The sequence below is a fragment of the Pseudarthrobacter siccitolerans genome (genome assembly GCF_001046895.1).
Taxonomy (GTDB): domain Bacteria; phylum Actinomycetota; class Actinomycetes; order Actinomycetales; family Micrococcaceae; genus Arthrobacter; species Arthrobacter siccitolerans.
This window is the reverse complement of the sequence record NZ_CAQI01000042.1, coordinates 149,101-171,627: the sequence shown is the minus strand read 5'-3', so window position 1 is coordinate 171,627 and position 22,527 is coordinate 149,101. Positions and strand designations below refer to the sequence as shown.

The 22,527-nt window shown below is 63.1% G+C and carries 19 protein-coding genes and 1 pseudogene; 11 read left to right on the top strand and 9 right to left on the bottom strand.

All coding sequences use genetic code 11. From position 1 onward, the window contains the following. Window positions 1-8: 8 nt before the first annotated feature. From ARTSIC4J27_RS10035 to ARTSIC4J27_RS10025, 3 genes are all read left to right on the top strand, one after another. A complete protein-coding gene (locus ARTSIC4J27_RS10035; protein WP_050055052.1) occupies window positions 9-320 on the top strand; it encodes a muconolactone Delta-isomerase in 312 nt (103 codons plus the stop codon). Between the two features lie 250 nt (window positions 321-570). Further along, window positions 571-810, top strand: coding sequence for a hypothetical protein (locus ARTSIC4J27_RS10030; RefSeq protein ID WP_050055051.1), 240 nt, complete (start codon window positions 571-573; stop codon window positions 808-810). 482 nt (window positions 811-1,292) lie between these two features. Beyond that, a complete protein-coding gene (locus ARTSIC4J27_RS10025; RefSeq protein WP_152683835.1) occupies window positions 1,293-2,240 on the top strand; it encodes a hypothetical protein in 948 nt (315 codons plus the stop codon). A gap of 95 nt (window positions 2,241-2,335) precedes the next feature. On the opposite strand, the gene ARTSIC4J27_RS10020 is transcribed toward ARTSIC4J27_RS10025, so the two are convergent. After that, window positions 2,336-2,653 (bottom strand): hypothetical protein, encoded by a 318-nt coding sequence (locus ARTSIC4J27_RS10020; protein ID WP_050055049.1) that lies wholly within the window; start codon window positions 2,651-2,653, stop codon window positions 2,336-2,338. A gap of 130 nt (window positions 2,654-2,783) precedes the next feature. Here ARTSIC4J27_RS10020 and ARTSIC4J27_RS22480 point away from each other — a divergent pair, with 130 nt between their 5' ends. The 4 genes from ARTSIC4J27_RS22480 to ARTSIC4J27_RS10005 all read left to right on the top strand — a co-directional run bounded on the left by ARTSIC4J27_RS22480 (window position 2,784) and on the right by ARTSIC4J27_RS10005 (window position 5,146). Beyond that, the gene (locus ARTSIC4J27_RS22480) at window positions 2,784-3,578 is read left to right on the top strand and encodes a hypothetical protein (RefSeq protein WP_152683834.1); all 795 of its coding nucleotides are present in this window, start codon (window positions 2,784-2,786) and stop codon (window positions 3,576-3,578) included. A 17-nt stretch (window positions 3,579-3,595) separates the two neighbouring features. Continuing rightward, window positions 3,596-3,997, top strand: a complete 402-nt coding sequence (locus tag ARTSIC4J27_RS22775; protein ID WP_161799563.1) for a hypothetical protein — start codon at window positions 3,596-3,598, stop codon at window positions 3,995-3,997. After that, window positions 3,984-4,346, top strand: coding sequence for a hypothetical protein (locus tag ARTSIC4J27_RS10010; protein ID WP_050055047.1), 363 nt, complete (start codon window positions 3,984-3,986; stop codon window positions 4,344-4,346). The genes ARTSIC4J27_RS22775 and ARTSIC4J27_RS10010 overlap by 14 nt, the downstream gene beginning before the upstream one ends. 176 nt (window positions 4,347-4,522) lie before the next feature. After that, window positions 4,523-5,146: a response regulator gene (locus tag ARTSIC4J27_RS10005; protein WP_050055046.1), complete on the top strand. Its 624-nt coding sequence runs from the start codon at window positions 4,523-4,525 to the stop codon at window positions 5,144-5,146. Between the two features lie 17 nt (window positions 5,147-5,163). Here the strand turns inward: ARTSIC4J27_RS10005 and ARTSIC4J27_RS10000 are convergent, their stop codons facing one another. After that, on the bottom strand, window positions 5,164-6,846 hold the full coding sequence (locus tag ARTSIC4J27_RS10000) for a sensor histidine kinase (protein ID WP_050055045.1): 1,683 nt from the start codon (window positions 6,844-6,846) through the stop codon (window positions 5,164-5,166). A gap of 279 nt (window positions 6,847-7,125) precedes the next feature. On the opposite strand from ARTSIC4J27_RS10000, the pseudogene ARTSIC4J27_RS09995 reads away from it, so the two are divergent. From ARTSIC4J27_RS09995 to ARTSIC4J27_RS09980, 4 genes and pseudogenes are all read left to right on the top strand, one after another. After that, window positions 7,126-7,509, top strand: a pseudogene (locus tag ARTSIC4J27_RS09995) (pyridoxamine 5'-phosphate oxidase family protein); the annotation flags it as partial. 440 nt (window positions 7,510-7,949) lie between these two features. Then, on the top strand, window positions 7,950-9,005 hold the full coding sequence (locus ARTSIC4J27_RS09990) for a zinc-dependent alcohol dehydrogenase family protein (RefSeq protein ID WP_050055044.1): 1,056 nt from the start codon (window positions 7,950-7,952) through the stop codon (window positions 9,003-9,005). 274 nt (window positions 9,006-9,279) lie between these two features. Beyond that, window positions 9,280-9,552, top strand: coding sequence for an SHOCT domain-containing protein (locus ARTSIC4J27_RS09985; RefSeq protein ID WP_050055043.1), 273 nt, complete (start codon window positions 9,280-9,282; stop codon window positions 9,550-9,552). Beyond that, entirely contained in the window at window positions 9,552-11,021 is a 1,470-nt protein-coding gene (locus ARTSIC4J27_RS09980; RefSeq protein WP_050055042.1) for a multicopper oxidase family protein, read from the top strand. The genes ARTSIC4J27_RS09985 and ARTSIC4J27_RS09980 overlap by 1 nt, the downstream gene beginning before the upstream one ends. Here ARTSIC4J27_RS09980 and ARTSIC4J27_RS23550 read toward each other — a convergent pair. The 7 genes from ARTSIC4J27_RS23550 to ARTSIC4J27_RS09950 all read right to left on the bottom strand — a co-directional run bounded on the left by ARTSIC4J27_RS23550 (window position 10,933) and on the right by ARTSIC4J27_RS09950 (window position 22,527). After that, complete coding sequence (locus ARTSIC4J27_RS23550; RefSeq protein ID WP_083435400.1) at window positions 10,933-11,154, bottom strand: helix-turn-helix domain-containing protein; 222 nt, start codon at window positions 11,152-11,154, stop codon at window positions 10,933-10,935. The genes ARTSIC4J27_RS09980 and ARTSIC4J27_RS23550 overlap by 89 nt on opposite strands. Window positions 11,155-11,350: 196 nt before the next feature. Then, window positions 11,351-14,557: a beta-phosphoglucomutase family hydrolase gene (locus ARTSIC4J27_RS09975; protein WP_235436627.1), complete on the bottom strand. Its 3,207-nt coding sequence runs from the start codon at window positions 14,555-14,557 to the stop codon at window positions 11,351-11,353. Window position 14,558: 1 nt separating this feature from the next. After that, entirely contained in the window at window positions 14,559-16,988 is a 2,430-nt protein-coding gene (locus tag ARTSIC4J27_RS09970; protein WP_050055041.1) for a phosphoketolase family protein, read from the bottom strand. Between the two features lie 104 nt (window positions 16,989-17,092). Further along, window positions 17,093-18,454: a phenylacetate--CoA ligase family protein gene (locus ARTSIC4J27_RS09965; protein WP_050055040.1), complete on the bottom strand. Its 1,362-nt coding sequence runs from the start codon at window positions 18,452-18,454 to the stop codon at window positions 17,093-17,095. 9 nt (window positions 18,455-18,463) lie between these two features. Further along, window positions 18,464-21,040 carry a heavy metal translocating P-type ATPase gene (locus ARTSIC4J27_RS09960; RefSeq protein ID WP_200900787.1) on the bottom strand — a complete coding sequence of 859 codons (2,577 nt, stop codon included), beginning with the start codon at window positions 21,038-21,040 and terminating at the stop codon, window positions 18,464-18,466. Between the two features lie 247 nt (window positions 21,041-21,287). Further along, the gene (locus ARTSIC4J27_RS09955) at window positions 21,288-21,548 is read right to left on the bottom strand and encodes an SHOCT domain-containing protein (RefSeq protein WP_200900786.1); all 261 of its coding nucleotides are present in this window, start codon (window positions 21,546-21,548) and stop codon (window positions 21,288-21,290) included. 79 nt (window positions 21,549-21,627) lie between these two features. After that, window positions 21,628-22,527, bottom strand: a complete 900-nt coding sequence (locus ARTSIC4J27_RS09950; protein WP_050055039.1) for a DMT family transporter — start codon at window positions 22,525-22,527, stop codon at window positions 21,628-21,630.

The window sequence follows — 22,527 nt, the reverse complement described above, 5'->3', positions numbered from 1 at the left end:
AGACAACGATGGAATTCTTAGTGCGCCAAGAAAACAACCTGCCCCAGCTGCCGACAGACGAAGCTGCTCAGATCAAATCAGCTGAACGAACCTATGCCCAGGAACTGCGCGACCGGGGCATACTAAAGCGCCTCTGGCGGATCCCAGGGACACGCACTGCAGTTGGCTGGTACGAAGTGGAAGACGCAACAGAGCTACACGACGTACTCTCGAATCTGCCCACGTTTCCGTGGCAGTCCATCACCGTTGAGGCTTTGGCCACCCACCCACAAGAACAGGTGCTGGCCGGTTCCAATCCCTCCAAAGCGGCCAAAGAGTAAGCATCTGGGCTGCAAGGAGCGAGAGGGAAACCTGAGGAAGCGCTCCCCACGACCAGTCCGGAAGCCGCGACCCAAGCCACGAGGACTCATCTCAAACGGGGTCGATTGGAACTGGTACCAAGGAGGGCTTTGTCAGCGTCGATTTCGCAGCCCTGAGTCGGTACGAAAATGCCAGGCACTCACAACCGCATGGCCCATCCGGCACAAACACGGCTGCTGGGTGCTTGTCCTGAAATATGCCGAGGAACTTATGAAGACCATCTACCCCATGACCTTTACAATTGCCAGCCCGCACGATCTCGATCAGATACTGGACACCGCAGTTGAAGCGGCAATCGAACAGGCCACCCAGCGGCCGGCCGGAGCAGGCATCCTCATCACGCGCCATAACCACCGCTCCTTCAGTCTTTCATTCAATCAAGAGGTCCCGTACGGAACGATTATGGAGCGCGACATGCGTCCATCTTCTGCCATCAGCTCCAATGTCTGACAGAACACACGTAGCCTTCACGTGCTCACGTTTCATTCGGCTACTCTCGCCCCCACGAATGTTCGACCTGAACGCCCGCTTTGCTTAGACATACACGCGGCAGGGCTACGACACCCCTCCCAGAACTTTCGCCGGAGACCGCTGCGGGATGGCTTAGCCTGCTGACTTCATCGCCGCGTCGAGATCCGCGCGCACCGCTCGCCGTCGAGCCCGGCAGCAGCTCGGCGGGTTCGGGCAGGCGGTGCTTCCGCGAACATATTTGAAGGTAACCGGTCACCGCTAGAATGCCTTCTCGCATGCATGGTTAAGGACATACCCCCGGAGGAATTCGAATAACCGCGTGATCGATGGTGCTGCGATCCTTGCATTATCAGGCAGAACGGTGCGAACACCACATGAATACCAGGGTCGGACTTCTGACTGTTCAGGCTCTTGGATCCGCCAAGAGACAGCAGCCTGGTGTGGACGGATAATGAGCGGCTATGGAACCAAATGCTGACGTTTCCGGCGGTCCCTGCCCAGGGGAAGAGTGGGCCTACAGGCTGCGTGACGATGCGCCGTCCGAGCGGGTGCACATCGTGGCGCTGCACCAGGAGGGTCGAAGATTCCGCGTCGACATCCGCCACATGCAAGGCCATCCACCGGGCAGGGAAGAGAACGTTCCTCGCTCGAGGCTCAAGGTGCCGTGGAAAGACGTAGTCCCGTACGACGCCTCGATGGATGGCTGGAGGCGGCTCAAGGCCGAGTCCATCGACGGCCATGAGGCGTCGGCCCTGTGGGCGGCCCTTGAGCTGGTTATACCTTCGGAGGTCGCTGAGCTGTCTGTCGCCTCAACCGACGACGCATTGACCGTCCACGATCACGTTGCCTTCGAAACGCTCACCGGACAGACCGTGGCTGCCTTCCAATCCCGATTTTCCTGGCTGGTTCATGACGGCGAGGTGTTCCTGTCGCCGCGTGCGGCGCTGGCCGTAGCGGAGCTGGTCTGCCGCAGGAACCCGGCCCCGGTGCTGGACCTCGTCATGGCCGAGGAAGCAGCGGCACGGGAAAAATCCAAGCGGGGAGGAACTATTGAAGACTGGGAAACCCGGGAAACGGTAGCTACATCTGCAGAGTTCGAATATGACTATTACCTGTGCCACCAAAAGCCCATTCATGAGATCCTCCGCCAATGGTGCGGCTACGCCTCGGTGACGGCTCATGAACGGCTCCTGGCTGCAGAAGCGGAAGTCAATCGCCTCGACGTCCTCCTGACCTGGGCAGTGGACCACATCCGCAGAACTGACAAGAGCGCAGCAGAAACGATCGAGAGGGAACACGAGACGGACCGCATCACCCCTTACACCATCCGCCCGGTTCCCCAACGACCACTAAAACCTCACGAAATCCCGCGGATAGAAGTACCCACCCGCCGCCGCTGGTACCGCTGACACACACCCATCGCAGGCGTTCTCGCCAGCTCGGTCTGCATGATGAAAAGAAAGAACCCCGACAGCCTGGGCTGTCGGGGTTCTGTCGAGGCCTGTCAGGAGCCGCTGATCTTCCCTGCCGCGATGAGCTGCTGGGCGCGCTGCTGCTGCTCATCGTCGCCAAAGCGCGCCACCGCCGTCATCAGATCCATGCCATCCTCAAGTCCGCCATAAATGTCCTCCAACCGCTCGCGCGAGCCGCCGAGCACGCTGATACCGCCCAGCGCGTTAATCTGCTCGAGCTGCAGGTACGCGCGGTACACGAGGTCGACGTGCACACCGTCGTCGGCGGTGAAGGGGTTCGGGACGTAGTCGGCGTCAGGCGTAAGGCCATCCGTGTCGAGGCCCAACTGGGCCAGCTCGTTCTTGTTCATGGATGCTTCTCCTTGGTTTTGGGACTGTCACTCGGCTGTGACGACTCTCTGTCTGAGACCGTCAGGATGCCCCCGGCCGGGCTCCGCCTGGCTGGAACGCCTGCGGGCCGACCACGATGATCAGGTTGCTTTGGACGTCACTTACCTGGCGCACCAGGACGTCATCGACGCCTTTCAGCATACCGATGGGTGGACCAGCAAGCGTGGCATGCAGAAAGTGAATGAGCAGTTGCGCAAGGACCTGCCGGAAGGGCTTGCAGAGCTTGCCCGGCTCGGCAGCCCGTTACGAGTTGCCGGCGAGTCACGAAGTGGGGCCAGAAATAGCCGTCCTACCGGGGCCATCCAAACCTGTCACAGCCAGGCTGCCAAGGTCTTCTCAACCGGATGCACTTTCGAGGTGTCGTGGATGTACCGCCGCACTGACCAGGATGACAGGCAGTGGGCGGATTTGAACGCGATTTTTCAACGCGGCGGCCCTCACATGGAGGACGGGGTCGTTTCAGTCGACTCCGTCCTCCTTCTCGGCGTGCAGTTCCTGGACGGCACGAAGGCGACCACCTCTTCTCAGACCATGTACGGACCATCCATGGACATGGGCCAGGAACCGGAGGGCCCGGTGTTCGAATTCTGGGTCAAGGACGGCAACAGTAACGACGACGAAGTGGCCGGCACCGGGTCGCTCTGGCTTTGGCCACTGCCGCCGGCCGGGGACCTGCGGCTGGTCGCCCAGTGGATAGACATGGGCATGGCCGAAAGCACCATCGTCCTTAACGGCGGCAACTGCGCGACGCCGCGGCGCAGGCACAGCAGTACTGGCAGGAAAGTCCACAACCATGACCGACCTGAACGCCATCGTCCTGAATCTCGTCTTCGCGGCTATCTTCTTCTACGTGCTCTACGGCGTTATCCGCGCCGCAGTCCGTGACGGCATCATCCAGGCACATGAGCGGCGGCGCCAAAACGAAGAAGCAGGATTCACACCGCAGGAATCAGATCTGCCATGAGGGATGTGTGGGCTGCCCCTTCAAGGCTCAGGCGGCGATGACTGTGCCCGGCAGGAAGTCAGCTGGCTCCTGGGGGCAGGTTTGGCCTTGGACCGTGGGCATACTTCTGGTGCTGGTCTTCCTGGTCCCGCCAATTTTCTCGCAGGCAGGACATTGCGTCGATTACGCCCCGGGTAAAGGAACCAGCTACTGCGAAAGCGGGCCGGTACTGGGTGTTGCGGGATCAGTGCTATTTGGGGTGGTCTATGCGGCTCTGATTCTGTTCTGCCTGTACCGGATCGTCCGTATTCTGGTGCACCGACGAAGGTTGCGGCAGGAGACACGCCATGGCCGGGAATGATGGCGCCATCATGTTTACCCCTACGCCGGAGCAGGCGGCGGTGCTGTTCGACGCAGGCTTGATCTTCGTGGAGGAGCTGCCAGGCATCGCTGCGCAGTGGCTGGCAGAAGGCATTGACTCCGAAAGCCTCCGGCTCCTCGCCGGTGCCGATCATGACGACCTTGACGACATCCGCCGCTCGTGGACTGAAGCTCTGGATGACCTGCATGTCCGCCAGGGCTCGACCGAGCAATGGTTTCCAGCCGTGCTCAGCGCTGTCGCTGGCCAGCGCGTCCACACGTGGTTCCTCCGCCGCTTGAGCAATAGGGCCAACGGAGGCCATGGACAGCCGGGCAGGCAATACCGTTAATTGCGGTCTTTGGTCCCTAGCAGTGGATACTCTGCGAAGGAAGAATGGGCACTAGGCCCTCCTCAAGGGCCCCGCCCGCCGTACGGGTGCAGGCTGGGGGCTGAGGAAGCTGGGAGCGTTAAGTGCAAAGGCATGAACCGGAATCGGACGTTGCAGGTCCCCAAGTACCAATCCGGGTGTTCATTCTCGATGACCACGAACTTGTCCGGCAGGGACTGAGGGACCTGCTTGAGGGTGAAGGATTTGTCGTGGTCGGTGAAAGCGGCTCGGCGGCTGAGGCGACGCGACGTATCCCCGTGCTGCGTCCCGATATCGCTATTTTGGACGGTCGTCTCCCCGACGGCACCGGGATTGAGGTTTGCCGGGATGTGCGTTCCCTCGATCCCAGGCTTCGTTGCCTGATCCTGACCAGCTACGACGACGAGCAGGCCATCCGCGGCGCGGTCCTGGCGGGCGCGTCCGGCTATATCTTGAAACAGATTCGCAGCGATGATCTTCTCGCCGGCATCCGCAGAGCGGCGGCAGGTGAGTCACTTTTCGAACCCGGAGTTGAACAACGGATTATCGAGGGTCTTACTACGGCTCGAACCGACCCCCGCCTGGAAGTCCTCAGCGCACAGGAGAAAAAAGTCCTGACGCTGATCGGCCAAGGACTGACCAATCGCCAGATCGGCGATGAACTCTTCCTTGCCGAGAAGACGGTCAAGAACTACGTATCGTCCATTTTGGCGAAACTGGGATTCGAACGACGGACACAGGCCGCCGTCTACGTCACCAGAAACGCGCAGGACGTGGAATAGAGTCCCGACTGATTGGGTTATAGGCGGTCTACAGACCAGATAATCCGGGTCCCTTCCCCCGGGGCGCTCTGAATATTACAGGTACCGCCCAGTAACTCTGCGCGGTGCCGCATGTTGGCGATGCCGCTGACCCGCGCCGGTTCTTTGAAACCGCAGCCGTTGTCCTGGATCACCAGCTCAACCTGATCTTCACTGACTGATAGTGTCACGCGAATGTCCTCCGCCCCTGAGTGTCGGGCGGCGTTGCTTAGCCCCTCGGATAGAACGGAGAGCAAATGCCCGGCTACATTCTCCGCGACCGCACCGTCCACCTGGCCGGCAAAGGCCAGTGTTGGTTCCACCGCATAGTGCCGGGAATGATGCTGGACCACCCGCAAGACGCGGGTGGTCAGCGGTGCGCGGTCTTCCTCCCCTGTCCGGAGCGAGTAAATCGTGTCCCGTAGTTTCCTAATGGTGTCATCCAGCTCAGAAGTTACGGCCGCAATGCGTTCATGGGCAACAGAGTCGAGCGTATAGCGGCGCAGGCTCTGGATGCTCAGTCCGGCGGCGAAGAGCCGCTGAATCACAAGGTCATGCAGATCGCGGGCAATTCGTTCCCGGTCCGTGAACAGCAGATTTTGTTCACGGAGGGCATGGACACGCGCCAGATCGAGTGCCAGCCCGATCCTGCTTCCGAACAGTGCGCTGGACTCCAGTTCAGCTTGATTGTAGGCAGTGGAACCCTGGGGCCGGGCGAGCAACAACACGCCGTTCTCACTGGCGCTGTGACCGATAGCGCACACCAGCACCGAACCCAGCTTTTCCGCCACCTCGGCACCAAACACCTGCTGCGGATCCCGAGCCACAAGAGATTCCCCTGTTTTGATAACTCTGGAGACTATCCCGGAAGCGGCAATCTCCTGCCCCGCATGCAGGCCCTGAACTCCCAGGCAAGACCTGCACCTTAGGACACCGTCACCAGATGGAACAGCGATCACAGCAAGAGCGGAGTCTGACACCCTCAGGGCCGTTTCGGCAATAAGGTCCAGGTTGGTCGCATCTTCTGAATGTGCCGTCATAATCAGCTGGCTGCTCAGCTCCATTCCAGCTTCGAGCCATTTTTGGCGTCGCTTGCTCTCTTCAAAGAGACGGGCATTTTGAATGGCTACACCTGCAGCGGCCGCCAACGCTACGGCGAGGTCTTCGTCCTCAGGCGTGAAATCTTGCCCACCGGTCTTCTCTGTGAGGTAGAGATTGCCGAACACTTCGTCCCGTACGCGGACCGGCACTCCGAGGAAAGACTTCATGGGTGGATGGTTGGGAGGGAAGCCGGAAGTGATGGGATGGGTGCCCAGGTCGTGCAGGCGTAACGGCTTTGGCTCACGGATTAACAGCCCGAGCACGCCATGCCCTGTTGGCAGGTTCCCGATAGACCTAATCCCCTCATCATCGATTCCCACAGTGATGAAATGGCTCAGACTGCGGTCTTCGCCAATGACCCCCATTGCGCCGTACTTGGCACCCACGAGCTCACATGCTGACCGGACAAGACGGTCCAGAACGGCTTCCAGGCTCAAATCCTCGGCCAGGGCCACGACGGCGGACAACAGGCCGTTCATCCGTTCCTGGGTCTGCAGCAATTCATCTGCACGAGCAACAAAGTCCCGGAGGAGGTCCTCCGCTCTTTCCTTCATGGGGGAGCGCCACGGCTCAGTGCTCATGTCCGACCTCCTGTGAAGCCGCCCGCGTCGTTGCGGGCTGTCAGTTGGGGAGTCGCAGGCTTTAGGGTAGTGTGCCCTTCCCGGTACCACGACCTTCGCCCGGGTAGCACGGATGTCCTGGGGCCAGTGTACGAGCTAAGTAGCACTGATTCTGCGGGACCTTCTCCCCTACCGAGCCGGGTCTCCCCAGCTTAGGCTACGGCCATGATGGACACTGCAGCAACGGAACCGGAAGCCGAAACCCTTGGCGTACATGAATGCTGAAGATATCTCAGATCAACGTCCCTCTGCAGGATTGCATTTACCCGGGGTGAAACGGTGGAAATCTTCCCCGTCAACTACGTTCCAAGCAACGGTACCTTGCTGATTCGCACCGGTGAAGGAACAAAGTTGGTTGCAGTGGCTGGTCGTAGAGTCGTCTCATTGGAAGCCGACGGATTGAACCAATACGGCACCATCGCGTGGAGCGTCGTCATAAAGGGCCGCGCTGCCGTTGTGGACGACGCCGAAGACTTCCAGGACGCCGCAGATGCAGGGCTATTCCCCTGGCAGGCAGGAGCCAAGAACAGTCTCATCCGGGTAACACCCGAGGAGATCACCGGTCGTAGATTTGTCATCGGCCCGCCCATGCAATGGTGGGCCCCGTTGGAGCCGGCCGATTAGGTACAAGACGGCTGAAAATTCTGCCGGACCGTTGCGGGCAGAACCTGTTGGCTACGTGATGTTTGAAATTGGGAAGAATGCCCAACTACCCTTGTTCTCCAACACCAGGGGTAATCCACGGCGCCGGAGCGTTTGACCTGCGCTGAGGTGCTGGAACGAACGCCGGGCGGATCAACGGCGTCTCGGGGATGAGAAGCTGCAGCCTCTGGGAGATCGTCCCGGGGAGCGTGCTGACCCTTCCTAATACCCTCGTTGCAGGCTGCTTTTATTTCGTTGCTGGCGTGGGCCGGTTAGGCCAGGTTCATGGCTATTTTCTGCGGCCAGGGACGTTCCGCCGTGCGCCCTTCCAAATCCGGGGACTTATGGCCCTGTCGGCGTAGTCGCCCCCTCCGCCATTCTTGAGGAGATGCACGTCGAGCACCATCAAGCGAGGAGCAACAGTGAAGGCCATTGTCTACGGCGGTCCTGGGAAAAAGACCTGGACCGAAGTGCCGAATCCATCGATCCGCACTCCCAGTGATGCGATCGTCAAGGTCGACACCACGACCATTTGCGGGACAGACCTGCACATCCTCAAAGGCGACGTCCCAGCCGTACAGGAAGGGAGGATCCTGGGCCACGAAGGCGTGGGGACCGTTACCGAGGTGGGCTCTTCCGTCACCACCTTGAAGCCCGGGGACCGCGTCATCATCTCCTGCATCAAGTCCTGCGGCCACTGTGCCAACTGCAAGACCGGACTCTATTCGCACTGCTTGGGTGACGAAGGCGCATCAGGCATCGGCTGGATCTTCGGTCACCTGATAGACGGTACCCAGGCTGAGTACGTCCGCGTCCCCTATGCCGAAAATTCCCTGCATCTGCTACCCGAAGGCGTCAGTGACGAACAGGCTGTCATGCTCTCGGACATTCTCCCGACCGGTTTCGAAATCGGGGTTCAGTACGGCAGGGTCAAACCTGGAGACACCGTAGCGGTGGTTGGTGCAGGTCCCGTGGGACTGGCGGCCATCGCCACTGCTGGCCTCTACGGGGCAGCCACTATCATCGCCATTGATTTGGATCGTAACCGTCTGGAGCAATCCCGCGGCTTCGGTGCCACCCACATCGTCGAATCCGGAGAAGCCGACTGGAAAAACCATGTGCTCTCCCACACGGACGGCCAAGGAGTTGATGTGGCCATTGAGGCCGTTGGAATCCCCGCCACTTTCGATATGTGCACCGAAATTGTCCGGCCGGGAGGCACGGTAGCCAACGTCGGCGTACACGGCAAATCAGTCGAACTGCATTTGGAGAAGCTTTGGATCCAGAACGTCAACATCAGTATGGGCCTGGTGAACGCCAATACAACTCCCATGCTGCTTAAGCTCGTCGCACAGAAAAAGCTGCCGGCAGAAAAGTTCGCGACCCACCATTTCGGGTTCGACGAGTTCATGGACGCCTATGACACGTTCGGCCGTGCAGCAGAGACTAACGCCCTGAAAGTAGTGATCTCCGGGTAGCCATAATGTGGTCCGAAAGTGCACCCGGCAACAGGGGGCGTGAAAGCGCTCCGGTATGCACGAGCACGGCAGGATCTGGGCCGACGCCTGCCGCTGGTGCGAAGCGGCATGCGCCTCCCCCTTGGTTGCGCTGGCCTTAACTATCAGCCGGCCAACCGCCGGCTGGTGCTGATGCGTGGAAACTGGGCCGGGTGGACCGGGACCTTGGACTCTACGTGCTCGGTGACGCCCGGTGAAGACTTGGAGTGACTCTTCGAAGCGAAAGGCGCCGGTCATGATGTGGGGTTACGGACAGGGCATGGGGTGGATGTGGCTCTGGACTCTTCTGCTGTTCCTTGGGATTGCGCTGCTGGTGTTGCTGGCGGTGAGGGTCTTTGGCGGCGGTGTCCGCAGTGGATACCGGCGGCCGGACCTTACGGGGCCAGGCGGATCCGCGTCGGCAACTGGGGACAGGGCTCGTCAGATCCTGGCTGAGCGCTTCGCGAGAGGAGAGCTCACCGCGGACCAGTACCGTGAAACCCTCCAAGTGCTCGGTGAGGGCCCGTAGTGAAGCCCATCAGCCGCCGACAGGCGCTGCTGTTGGGCGGACTCGGTCTCGCGGGGACAGTGGCGGGTGGTGCTGGCCTGGTCTGGACCCTGACGTCGCGGGAGGAGGAGCCCGTTACGGGAAGCGACCTGGCCCAGCCTTCGGAAGAACGGAGCACAAACGGCCACCTGCAGGTACGGCTTGAGGCTGCACCCGGACAGATGCTGCTGGCCGGCCGGCAGGCCGCAGCCCTTGGCTACAATGGCGGCATCCCGGGTCCGACACTGCGCGTACGGGCCGGCGACGTACTGAAGATCGGGCTCGTCAACAAGCTGACCCAAGCCACCAACCTGCACGTGCACGGCCTCCATGTTTCCCCCGTGGGCAACGGGGACAACATTTTCGTCTCGGTCGACCCCGGCAGCACCTTCGACTATGAATACAATCTTCCCGAGGACCATCCCCCGGGCGTGTACTGGTATCACCCCCACTACCACGGCATCGTCGCGGATCAGATCTTCGCCGGGCTCTTCGGAGCAATCATCGTCGAAGACCTTGAACCCATCGAGTCAAGTGCGGAACGAGTACTGGTCATCTCAGACACCACCCTGGACGGCCTCGGGAACATCCTGGAAGTCCCGGTGATGGAACGGGTGATGGGCCGGGAGGGTGAACTGATTCTCGTAAATGGTCAAAGCAACCCGCAATTCAGCGCCCGCCCAGGACAACGCGAACGGTGGCGCATCATCAACACCTGTGTGTCCCGCTACCTCCGGCTGCGACTGGACGGACAGCAGTTGCAGCTCCTCGGTATGGACTCCGGCCGCTTCCCGATACCCGAGACGGTTGACGAGCTGCTCCTCATACCCGGAAACCGGGCAGACCTCCTCGTGACCACCACGGCCGGGGACTCCGTGCTGCGCGCGCTTTACCAGAACCGGGGAGGCATGCCGGGAATGATGGGACCGGGATCCGGAGCAAGCGCCCCTGCAGGCCAGCCTGACGGCGCAGCATTGGCCACCCTCCGCGTAGCGGGCGACCCGGTCGCAGCCCCGGCGGCTGTGCCGGCCCAGCTGGGGTTGGGAGACCTGCGGTCCGGTGCCGTCGCGGCCCGCCGTCAGATTGTCCTGGCCGCCGGCATGGGCATGGGCATGGTCGGTGGCATGATGAGTTTTACCATCGACGGCAGGGAGTTCAACAAGGCCAGAACAGACACAACGGTAGCGGCCGGGAATGTGGAGGAATGGACGCTGACCAACACCAGCCCCATGGACCACCCCTTCCACCTGCACGTCTGGCCGATGCAAATCGTCGAGGAAAATGGCCAAGGAACGAACACCGTCAGGTGGCAGGACGTGGTTAACGTGCCCGCCTTCGGGTTTGTGAAGGTCAGGGTGGCTTTCAGAGACTTCCGCGGCCGCTCCGTTTACCACTGCCACATTCTGGATCACGAGGATCTCGGCATGATGGGTGCCATTGAGGTCCGGTGACCCGGCCTCCGACCTGAATGGCACGCAACTGCCCCGTCTTCAGCAGTGCCCGTATCTGATTGGAGCTCACGTTGAGCTCTTCCGCTACCTGCTGGGTGGTCAAGAAGCGGCGCTTTTTCGGTTCCTCGGTCACCGGCTCATCCTATGTGCGGGATAGCGTGGTGCTGTTGGTGTCGCGGAGGGGAATTCCGGCGCCTCCTATCCGGTAGGGATTTGAGGCGCAGAGGATCGGGACACTGAATCCGGATGGAGGAGGAGAGCCCCTGTCTCTTGTAGGAGCCGTCTGCACCGGGTGTACGAAGCGGCGTGCATCGTTGGTTTAGGCGGTGCTATCGCTTCTCTGTTAGGAGAAATTCCAATTCATCCCCAGCGCTGACCTCTTGATATTGTCCTCTTACGCCGATCTGAATGGGGGCTGCAGCGCATGGCTGCAGCTGGATCCGTAGTTTGTCTGTGTTGAGTGTTACTTTGATGCGGTGTCCCCGGTACTGGATTTGAAATGCGGCACGTTTCAGCGGACGCGGCAGCCGGGGAGAGAAAGTCAGGGCGTGGGCTTCTGGCTGCAGGCCGGCGAAAGCACGGACGACAACGTCCACCGTCCCGGACATGGCTCCGAGGTGAATGCCTTCCTGGGTCGTACCGCCTTGGGTGTCGTCCAGGTCCGAGACCAGCGCTTCGCGGAAGATTTGCCAGGCCCGGGATTCATCCATCCGTGCCAGTACCGAGGCGTGGACCACCCGGCTGAGCGTCGAGCCGTTGGCGGTTCTGGCGAGGTAGTATTCGACGGTCCGCTGCAGGGCGGACTCTGTGAACGTGTATCCGAGCCGGTGAAGCTGCCTGGTCAGGCCTTCCGGACCCAGCAGGTAGACGAGCATCAGGACATCTGCCTGCTTGGCGAGTTTGTAGCGGTTGGTGGCGTCGTTCTCGGCCTCGAGGATCAGGTCGAGCCGGCCGATGTTGCCGTACGTGGACCGGTAATGTGGCCAATCAAGTTCTGCCAAGTTTTCGTACCCATCGAATTGGCTGAGGATGCCGTCGGCATGGAATGGGACAGTGAGTCTGCGGCTGATCCTGGCCCAGTTGTTGATTTCCTCATCGGTGATGTGCAGTCGGTCCGTAAGGTCAGTACGGGGGTGGCCGTGAAGTTCTGCGAGCACGTCCGCGGCGCGATCGCACACCCATGAGAGCAGGACGTTGGTGTAGGTATTGTCGCGCAGACCGGCTCCGGGTTCACCTGGGTAGCCGTCGTGATATTCGTCGGGGCCCATGACCCCTGAAAGGTGGAACCTTTCCCCTTCCGGGTCAAAGGTGGCGAGGGATGCAAATAGTCTGGTCACTTCGATGATCAGTTCGCCGCCGCGGAGACGTAGCCACTCCCGGTCTCCGGTGAGCTGGAAGTGCTGCCAGGCGTTGTAGGCGACAGCGAGGCCGACGTGGCGTTGACGGCTGGAGTTATCCGGCATCCACCGGGCGGACCGGGCGTTGTAAAGCTGGCGGGGGGTTTCCTCGCGCCCGTCGCTGCCGCTTTGCCAGGGGAACAGGGCTCCTTCGAGGCCTTGGTCCCGCGCGGCTGCCCGGGCCGCATCCAGCCTGCGCCAGCGGTACTCCAGCAGCGCCCTGCTGGTGTCCGGAAGTCGGAGCCCGATCACGGGGAAAATGAACAGTTCGTCCCAGAAGATGTGGCCTCGGTACCCTTCGCCGTGCAGGCCGCGGGCCGGTACGCCGGCGTCCAGGGTGGCGGTGTGGACGGAGATTGTCTGGAGCAGGTGGAATACGTGCAGGTTGAGCACCAGCTGGGACTGCCGGTCCCCATCGATGCTGATTCCGAAGAGTTCCCACAGGCGCTTCCATGCCTGCTTGTGTTCTTCCGCCAGGGGGTTGAATCCGGTGGTGTTCTGGGAGAGCTCGGCAAGGACGGCTGTCTTGGGTGAGGAGATGGCGGCGTCCCGTGATGTGGCTATCGCTGCGGTGCTGGTTATGGTGAGTGACTGTCCGTCGATTAGCCGGAGCTCGAATTGCCGCTGGTACCGGCGGTCGCTGGTCCGGGTGGTGCCGGGAGTTACGGCAGCGTCACCGGTGATGACGGTCCGGAGGGCAAGGGCGATCCGTATCCGGCTTTGGGTGGTTTCGGTTTCGCACAGGATGGTCTCTGCGTCTGTCACGTCGAAGGCAGGCGCTGTCAGGTGCATTTGCCCTGTGCCAGCGTAGTCGCGGACGTTGGTGTTGGCAGCGGCCCCGTCGATGCCCGCCCGGACGCGGAGTGTGCCAGTGAACCCGCGGGCTGACAGGGTTGTCTCCATTGCCGCCAGGTGGGCTTTGCCCATGGAGGTGAGCCGCCGCTGCACGACGGTGAGCTGTTTCCCGTCCGGACCGGTGAGGGTTGCGTGTCTGGTTGATATGCCGGCGCGCAGATCGACTTCGGTACGTTCGTCGCTGACCTGGATGCCGCCGCGTGACCACCAGGGGCCGGCCCCGAAAGCTATATCCAGTGGCAGCCAATTGGGGACGTTGACCAGGTGCTCTTCTTCCAGGTCGCGCCCGTGGATAGTGCTTGTTGTCCGGTTGTAGATTCCGGCCAGGTAGGTGCCGGGGTAATGGATGCCGTCGTCATTGTGCTCTGGCCGGGCTCCGCGCGTGGCCATGTAGCCGTTGCCCAGCGCGGTCAGCGCCTCGCGGTGGCCTTCGTGGACAGGGTCGAAGCCTTCATAGACCAGCATCCAGGGGTTGGTCCGGGAAACCCCCAGATCCAGTTCGGCGACGTCGCCAAGGACGATGTCGGCACCGGCATCCTCCAACTGTTCCCTGTGCCCGCCGCGGTCGATGCCCACGACCAGGCCAAATCCACCCTGGTGCCCTGCCTGGATGCCGGCAACGGCGTCTTCAACAACGGCGGTGTGCCGGGGCGCGACGCCGAGGCGGCGGGCTGCCGCAAGGAACATAGCCGGGTCCGGCTTACCCGGCAGTGCGTTCTCGGCGGCGGTCTGACCGTCGATGATGACGTCGAACGCGGTTTCAAGGCCGGCAGCGGTCAGTAGTATGTAAGCGTTGCGGCTTGCGGTGACCAGGCCAACGGGAATACCGGCGTTGCGCAGGCGCACCAGCAGGGCCGTTGTGCCGGGGTATGCCCGGATGCCCTGATCTGCCACCGCTTGAAGGAACAGGGCATTTTTGCGGGCCGCGAGGCCTGGAACTGACCAGGCATCCGGCCCGTCATCGGGGCACCCTGGCGGAACCTCGGCGCCGCGGGAGGCGAGGAAGGCGGCGACACCGTCCTCGCGCTGCCGGCCATCAACGTACCGGCGGTAGTCAGCGTCGATGTCGAAGGGGTCACGTCGTGGGTGTCCTTGGAGCCGGGGATCCTGAAGGACGGAATCGAAAAGCCGCTTCCATGCTGCCGCGTGGACAGCCGCGGTCTGGGTGACCACGCCGTCCATGTCGAACAGCACCGCCTGGTAGGGCGCCGTTGTCCTGTGGGCCTCCCCGGTGCCCGGGCCGCTGCCAGGGCCACTGCGCGGTGCCGCGTTGACCTCTTCCAAGCTATTCGGGTTCCTTTGCCGCATCGGCCGTTGTGCTGGCGGGTACAGGCCCCGAGGTCCATTCCCAATTCCGGATTTCGGGCATGTCTTCGCCGTGGGTGCGGATGTATTGGCGGTGCTCAATGAGCTTGTTCCTGAGTTCCTCGCGCACATGCGCCGAAACGTCCTTCAGCCTCGGTACCCGGTCGATGACATCGACGGCCAGGGTGAACCGGTCAAGTTGGTTGAGCACGCACATGTCGAACGGTGTGGTGGTCGTTCCTTCCTCCTTATAGCCGCGGACGTGAAGGTTGTCGTGGTTCGTTCGGCGGTAGGTGAGCCGGTGGATAAGCCACGGGTAGCCGTGGTAGGCGAAGATCACGGGCTTGTCTGTCGTGAACAGCGCGTCGAAGTCCCGCCCGGACAGGCCGTGGGGGTGTTCGGCCTCGTCCTGCAGGCGCATGAGGTCAACAACGTTGACTACACGGATTTTCAGGTCGGGGAACCGTTCTTTGAGGATGTCGACGGCGGCCAGGGTCTCCATGGTTGGCACGTCGCCGGCGCAGCCCATGACGACGTCGGGTTCCCCGTCCGCGTCCGAACTGGCCCAGTCCCAGATGCCGATGCCTTTGGTGCAGTGCACGATCGCCTGCTGCATGTCCAGGTACTGCAGCTGGGGCTGCTTGCCTGCGACGATGACATTGACGTACTGACGGCTGCGCAGGCAATGATCGGTGACGGACAGGAGGGTGTTGGCGTCCGGCGGAAGGTAGACGCGGATGACGTCGGTCTTCTTGTTGATCACATGGTCGATGAATCCGGGGTCCTGATGAGAGAACCCGTTGTTGTCCTGCCGCCACACGTGGGATGTGAGCAGGTAGTTCAAGGACGCGACGGGGCGCCGCCACGGGATGTCGTTGGTCGTGTTCAGCCATTTGACGTGCTGGTTGAACATCGAGTCGACAATGTGGATGAAGGCCTCGTAGCAGGAAAAGAACCCGTGCCGGCCCGAGAGCAGGTAACCTTCCAGCCAGCCCTGGTAGGTATGTTCGGAGAGGATTTCCATGACCCGCCCGTCGCGGGCGAGGTGGTCGTCCTCCGGAACGGTGCGGGCGTTCCAGGACCTGTCGGTGGCATCGAAGATTGCCCCGAGCCTGTTGGAGTTGTTCTCGTCGGGGGCGAAGACCCGAAAGTTGTCCATGTTCGCGGCCACGATGTCCCGCAGGAACGTTCCCAGGACCCTGGTGGATTCCACAGCCCCGGTGCCGGGCCTGTCCACGGGCACGGAATAAGCGGTGAAGTCAGGGATCCGCAGGTCGCGCAGCAACAGCCCGCCGTTGGCGTGCGGATTCGCGCTGAGGCGCCGCTGACCGGCAGGGTGCAGCGTGGCGATCGCCGGTACGGGGGTTCCGGCCTCGTCGAAAAGTTCCTCCGGCCGGTAACTGCGCAGCCACCGCTCCAGAACTTCCCGGTGGTCCTCGTTTTCGCGGGCCTGGGTGAAGGGCACTTGGTGGGAACGCCAGCTTCCCTCCACCTTCAGCCCGTCCACTTCCACCGGCCCTGTCCAGCCTTTGGGAGAGCGCAGGACGATCATGGGCCAGCGGGGCCGGCCGGTCCGCCCGTCTTCCCTCGCCGCCCGCTTGATCTCATGAATCTCGTTCAGGCAAGCGTTCAGGGTCCGGGCGAAGTCCTGATGCATCTGTTCCGGATCTGAACCTTCAACATAAAACGGTGTATGGCCGTATCCCCGCAGCAGAGCATCCAGTTCCTCATGGCTGATCCTGTCCAGGATCGTAGGGTTGGCGATTTTGTAGCCGTTCAGGTGCAGGATCGGCAGAACCGTTCCGTCCCTGGCCGGATTGACAAATTTGTTGGAGTGCCAGCTCGCTGCCAGTGGACCCGTTTCTGCTTCGCCGTCACCTATGACGGCGGCGACGATCAGGTCGGGGTTATCGAAGGCTGCACCGTAGGCATGTGAGAGCGCGTACCCGAGCTCCCCGCCCTCATGGATGGACCCGGGGGTCTCCGGGGCGACATGGCTGGGGATGCCGCCGGGAAAGGAGAACTGGCGGAACAGCCGCTTCATCCCGGGCAGGTCCTGGGAAATGTCCGGATATGTTTCGCTGTAGGTACCTTCAAGCCATGCTGAGGCGACCGGGCCGGGTCCGCCGTGGCCTGGGCCCATGATGTAGATCATGTCCAGGTCCTGTTCCATGATGGCCCGGGACAAGTGGGCGTAGATGAAGTTCAGGCCCGGGGTTGTGCCCCAGTGTCCCAAGAGCCTGGGCTTGATGTGCTCCGGCCGCAGCGGTTCGCGTAAGAGCGGATTGTCCATGAGGTAGATCTGACCAACGGACAGGTAATTCGCGGCTCGCCACCAGGCATGGATACGGTCAGCCTGTTCCGGGCTGAGGGCGGGTTCGTGCGTCAGTGAAAGCTGGTGGTCGTTCATCGAAAAGTCCTGCCTCGTGGTGCGGAAAGAACGGTGACGGGACGCAGAAGTCCGGGAACTGCTGCTGCCACTCGCTGAGGGGGCCCGGATGGACAGCAGGTATCTCATCGCTGAGCCTTGAGTCCGCGGACGAATGGGGCCTTCCCCAGTGCTGTCCGTTCGAGTTGATCCACTACGTGGATGGTGATCGGGAGCTTTGCAACGCCTGCCTCGGTGAGGGCGCGGGAAAGTGTGGTCTCTACGTTTTCTGGGGTGGTTCCCGGGGTGAGGCCTGCGAGAAGGACCCGAAGCCCGTTGGGTTCCTGGATGATCTGCCATCCCGCGATGGCTGCCTGGTCCAGGACGTGGTGGAACACGATCGGGTGTACGGTGACGGCCCCTGTCCTTCCCGGCAGGTGCAGGACGTCTTCGAGGCGGCCTTCGATGTCCTCAAGGAGGGTGAAGGAGCGGCCGCACGGGCAGCCGCGTCCGCCGAGGCGTACGGTGTCGGACATTTCGTAGCGGATCAGCGGCAGGGTTCTCGAGAAAAGGACGGTGACCAGGAGCTTCGCCCCGGTCGTGTGTGGCGGTACGGGGTTTCCGTCCTGGTCCACGGGTTCGATGATTAGAAGGTCTTCGTACACGTGCCGGTTTCGCTGGATGCACGGGGAGGCGATGCCGGCGGTTTCGGTGGCGGCGTAGACGTCGAAGGGGGCACTCCCCCAGGCCGCTTCAAGCTCTGCTGCCGTGTTCGGCGTGAGCACTTCGGAGGCTGACATGACGCCCTGGGGTGCGATGTGCAGCCGTCCGGCCCGCTGTTCGGCCGCGAGGGGTTTGAGCGCTGAGGCGTAGCCAACCAGGATCCGGGGCTGGAACCGGTTTAGGGCGGCGACGTTCTCATCCATGGAGGCGGTGACATCGAGGCGGACGGTGGGCACCAGCTTGGAGCGCAGCGACGCGCCGACGACGGCGGACTGGTGGGTGGGGACGCGGGAGCTGACCAGGGCCATCTTCAGCGGCCGGGTCGGCCCCGCGGAGATCCGGGCCCAGTCGTTGGCCCGGGCGTAGGAGGCCAGGATGGTCGCCCATTCGGCGCGGTTCCAGACGAATGTTCCGCGCCGGCCGGTGGTCCCGGCCGTCGCTGCCGCCCACCACTGGCCCTTCCACGGCAGGCCGGGGTCGCCGCGGCTCTCGGTCAGGGACAGCAGGTGGTCTTCCAGTTCCGCCAGTGTCAGGTCTGGGGTGGTGATGGCCTCGTCGAAGTGCTCCATCAGCTCTGCTTTGGTCACGGGCGGCAGCTGGTCCAATGGGGCATCGCGCAGGCCGGCGTGGTGGCGGCGGTAGAACTCCGACCCGGCATAGGCCGCGTGGCGCAGCTCCTTGAGCGCCTGGTCCTGATGGGCTGCGATCCTGGCGGGATCCCAGCGGTCACGCTTCCGCCAGGCGGCCCGCAGGAACAGTACGTGGGAGATGAGGCGCAGATCCATGGCCGCCCCTTAGCGGTTCCCGGCCGGGGTGAGCGGCTGGGAGGTGCGGGTGGTGGTGGCTTCGGGAGTTTCCGGGCGGGGCAGCCGGAGCCGTTTGAGCAGTAGGGCGTTGACGGCGACCAGGAAGCTGGAGCCGGACATCGACAGGGCAGCGATTTCGGGGCTGAGGACGATCCCGGCGAAGGCGAAGACTCCGGCCGCGGTGGGCAGCGCAATGGCGTTGTAGCCCACGGCCCAGCCCAGGTTCTGCCGCATTTTCCGCAGCGTGCCTTTGCCGATGCGCAGGGCGATGGGGACATCGAGGGGATCTGAGCGCATCAGGACGAGGTCGGCTGTTTCGATGGCCACGTCGGTGCCGGCGCCGATGGCGATGCCGAGGTCGGCCTGGGCCAGGGCCGGGGCGTCGTTGACGCCGTCGCCGACCATCGCGACTTTTTTCCCCGTTTGCTGAAGCTGGGCGACATTGGCCGATTTGTCCCCGGGGAGTACCTCGGCGATGACGGTGTCGATGCCCAGTTGGCCGGCGATTCTCTTGGCGGTTGCCTCGTTGTCTCCGGTGAGCATGACGACTTCGATGCCTGCTTCGTGCAGGGCGGCCACGGCGGGAGCGGCGGTTTCCCGGGCTGCGTCGGCCATCGCGATCACCGCGGCGGCCTTCCCCTCGACGGCGACGAGCACGGCGGTGCGGCCGGTCGCGGCCAGGTCATCGCGCACCGTGGCAAGAGGGCCCAGATCGATGCCTTCATCGGCCATGAGTTTGCGGTTCCCCACCAGGACACGGCGGCCTTCCACGATGGCGCCGGCGCCGTGGCCGGGCACGTTCAGGAAGTCCGAGGCGGTCAGGGCGGGTGCACCGTTTTCGCGGGCGTGGCGGACAACGGCCGCGGCGAGCGGATGCTCGGATTCCTGCTCGACGGCGGCGACCAGCGCCAACAGTTCGGCCTCCTCGATCCCTTCAATGACGACATCGGTAACTTCGGGTTCGCCCTTGGTCAACGTACCGGTCTTGTCCATGACGACCGTGTCGATCCGGGCGGAGACCTCCAGGGCGGTTGCGTTCTTGAACAGGACCCCGCGTTTGGCGCCGAGCCCGGTGCCGACCATGATCGCCGTCGGGGTGGCCAGGCCCAGCGCGTCAGGACACGTGATCACGACAACGGTGATGCCGAACAGCATGGCCGCCTGGACCCCGGCGCCGAGGGCAAGCCAGGTCGCGAACGTAACGGTTCCCCCGATCAGTGCGACAAAGACCAGCCAGAACGCCGCCCTGTCGGCAAGGCGCTGGCCCGGTGCTTTGGAGTTCTGGGCTTCCTGGACCAGGGCGACGATTTGAGCCAGGGCCGTGTCCGCGCCGACTTTCGTGGCCCGGACCCGCATCGTGCCGGTGGTGTTAATCGACGCGCCGATCACCTCGGAGCCGACGATCTTGGTCACCGGCAGGCTTTCGCCGGTCACCATCGACTCATCGACCTCGGACTGGCCGTCCTCCACGTGGCCGTCCACCGGGATCTTGGAACCGGGTCTGATTAGCAGCAGGTCCCCGGTCTGCACTTCGGAGGTGGGGACTTCCACTGTCTCCCCGTTGCGGATGACCAGGGCCACCGGCGGGGCGAGTTCAAGCAGGGTGCGGATGGCTTCGTTCGCCCCGCCCCGGGCCCGCATTTCGAACCAGTGCCCCAGGAGCACGAAGGAAGCCAGGACGGTGGCGGCTTCGTAGAAGACTTCGCCGCCGCCGGTGAGGGTAATCCAGACGCTGTAAAGCCACCCGGTGCCGACGGCGATCGCGACCAGGACCATCATGTCCAGGGTGCGGGCTTTCAGCGCCCGGTAGGCCCCGTCGAAGAAAATCCAGGCCGAGTAGAAGATCACGGGCAAGGAAAGGATCAGGGCGATGACGTCGTCCCGGAGTCCGAACGGGGCGGGGACGGTGAAGCCGAACATGTCCCGGCCCATCGGGGACCACAGGGTTACCCCGATGGACAGGACCGCGGCGACCAGGAACCGGTTGCGCATGTCCTTGACCATGTCGTCCATCGACATCCCGGCATGGTGTCCGCCGTGGCCCATCATGTCCTGCGGGGTCCGACCCGCCCCGCCGTGCTGGACGTGCCCTTCATGGCTGGGCGGCGGATGGTGTCCGGCGTGAGGCTTTGCCGGTTCCGGGGCATGGCCTGCGTGCATTCCGGCGTGGTCTTCGGGCACCGCATGCGGATGCATCGGATGGGAGGTCTCAGGCTGGGCCGTACCGGGGTGGACATGGCCGGCGGCCTGATGGCCGCCGCCGTGTTTGGCGGTGGTGGCGTGTTTCATCCCGGCGGTGCCCGTTGTGTCGTCCATGGGGTAGCAGACGTGGTCCGGGACCGATACGCCCCGGCAGTGGTACCCGCAGTCCCGTACCCATCCGGAGATCTGCCCTACCGAGGTTACCGCCGGATCAAAACTCACCGTGGCGGTCTGGGCGACCGCGTTCGCCTCGACAGCCATCACCCCGGGCCGCTGCCGCAGCACATTTTCCACTACCGCCTTGGAAGTCGCCCAATGCAGGCCGCCAACCTCCACAACTGTGCGTTGCAGGTTCGTCGTCATTTCCCCTCCTCCGCCCGGCCCGCTCCTGCCGGACACTGATCCTGGCTGGGTCGGGTTGGTGAGCCGGTGTGATGTGAGCAGATCATGGTGCGGTCCTTTCGCAGGGAATCCGGGAGTGGGCAACGGCGGGGCCATCCGGGCCAGGACCTTCACTGCGTACGGGCTTCGGCCCGGGACGTCTTTTCCGGTTAGACCCAACGTATACCCATGGGCGGGCCGCAGTCCCGGCAGGATTCGGTGGAGCTGGTCATGCTCCGCGGCCGCGGCGAAGCACATTGAGCCGGTCGGTGTATTCGCTCTCGCCAATCTCACCTCTGGCAAACCGTTCAGCCAACAGGTGCTCCGCGATGCCGACGCCGGGCACTCCGGGTTCATGCCGGCGGTTCCCTGCTCCCATGGAGCGGGAGGCCAAGATGATGGCGGTGATGACGGCGCCCCAGAACAGTACGAAGCTCACGCCCATCAGGATGTACCCCCAGACGCCCATGTTCCCGTCCCAATACATCATCGCTGTTTCCTCCCCGCCCCGGACCCACCGGTTCCCTTCAGATCACTCTCGTCCCTTCCGGCTCCTGCCGACAGAGTCTTTAGTCACCTTGCCCCTGGCCCGTCCTGCCGCCCGGGTGGCGAAGGACAAGCCAGAGCGAGGCCAGGACCAGGCCGGTGCCGGCTGCTGCCCATAGGGGCGGACGTTCCCCCGGAAGGAAGAGGGACACAGCCACACCGATGACGGGCACAAGCAGGGTCCACGCCGTCAGGAGAGCCAAGCGGGACCGGCCCGCCTCCCGGAACCAGGCCAGGAATGCCGCCGCCGTCCCCACCAGGGACAGGAACAGCAGGACCGCAAGGAACCGCGGGGACCAGTTGATCGTGGTGGCGGGTTCGTTGAGCGCGGCCAGACCGGCCAGCAGCAGCCCACCGATGAGGAAATGCCAGGCGCTTGCCGCAACAAGGTCCGCGCCGTGCAGGGCACGGGAGAGCAGGGTCCCGGCGGTGACGGCTGCGGCCGCGAGCAGGGACAGCCACGCCCCTGTTCCTCCGCCGCTGGCCATCCCGACCACCAGGAGCCCGGCGAACCCGACCATGATGCCGAACACAGTCCGCACCGAAACGGCCTCACCGTAGATCCACCAGGCGGGCAGGATGATCAGCAGTGGTTGGGCGTTGGCCAGCACCGCTGCGGCTCCGATGGCCATTCCGGCGGTCCCGGCGAACATCGCGGCAAAGGCAACAGTGACATTCACAATCCCCATCAGCGTTATCAGCGCCCAGGTCCGCCCTCCCCGGGGGACCCTCCTGCGCTGAACCAGGCAAAGCAGCAGCAGCGCTGCGGCTGCGATCAATGCCCTCAGGGCCGCGAACCACAGCACCGGCGCATCCTCCAGACCCAGCCGGATAGCCAAAAAGCACACACCCCACACGCCGGTAATCCAGAGCATCGTTGCAGCCGCGGGGGCTCCCAACACCTGTGTATTTGGCGCGCTCAT

What these genes read in the sequence shown, in the direction of transcription:
- ARTSIC4J27_RS22775 (WP_161799563.1), top strand. Translation starts at nt 3,596, where the DNA reads ATGAGCGGCGGCGCCAAAACGAAGAAGCAGGATTCACACCGCAGGAAT.
- ARTSIC4J27_RS09960 (WP_200900787.1), bottom strand. Translation starts at nt 21,040, where the DNA reads ATGACGACGAACCTGCAACGCACAGTTGTGGAGGTTGGCGGCCTGCAT.
- ARTSIC4J27_RS10000 (WP_050055045.1), bottom strand. Translation starts at nt 6,846, where the DNA reads ATGAGCACTGAGCCGTGGCGCTCCCCCATGAAGGAAAGAGCGGAGGAC.
- ARTSIC4J27_RS10030 (WP_050055051.1), top strand. Translation starts at nt 571, where the DNA reads ATGAAGACCATCTACCCCATGACCTTTACAATTGCCAGCCCGCACGAT.
- ARTSIC4J27_RS09950 (WP_050055039.1), bottom strand. Translation starts at nt 22,527, where the DNA reads ATGAGCGCGCCAAATACACAGGTGTTGGGAGCCCCCGCGGCTGCAACG.
- ARTSIC4J27_RS09985 (WP_050055043.1), top strand. Translation starts at nt 9,280, where the DNA reads ATGATGTGGGGTTACGGACAGGGCATGGGGTGGATGTGGCTCTGGACT.
- ARTSIC4J27_RS09965 (WP_050055040.1), bottom strand. Translation starts at nt 18,454, where the DNA reads ATGGATCTGCGCCTCATCTCCCACGTACTGTTCCTGCGGGCCGCCTGG.
- ARTSIC4J27_RS10035 (WP_050055052.1), top strand. Translation starts at nt 9, where the DNA reads ATGGAATTCTTAGTGCGCCAAGAAAACAACCTGCCCCAGCTGCCGACA.
- ARTSIC4J27_RS09955 (WP_200900786.1), bottom strand. Translation starts at nt 21,548, where the DNA reads ATGATGTATTGGGACGGGAACATGGGCGTCTGGGGGTACATCCTGATG.
- ARTSIC4J27_RS10020 (WP_050055049.1), bottom strand. Translation starts at nt 2,653, where the DNA reads ATGAACAAGAACGAGCTGGCCCAGTTGGGCCTCGACACGGATGGCCTT.
- ARTSIC4J27_RS10025 (WP_152683835.1), top strand. Translation starts at nt 1,293, where the DNA reads ATGGAACCAAATGCTGACGTTTCCGGCGGTCCCTGCCCAGGGGAAGAG.
- ARTSIC4J27_RS09970 (WP_050055041.1), bottom strand. Translation starts at nt 16,988, where the DNA reads ATGAACGACCACCAGCTTTCACTGACGCACGAACCCGCCCTCAGCCCG.
- ARTSIC4J27_RS10010 (WP_050055047.1), top strand. Translation starts at nt 3,984, where the DNA reads ATGGCCGGGAATGATGGCGCCATCATGTTTACCCCTACGCCGGAGCAG.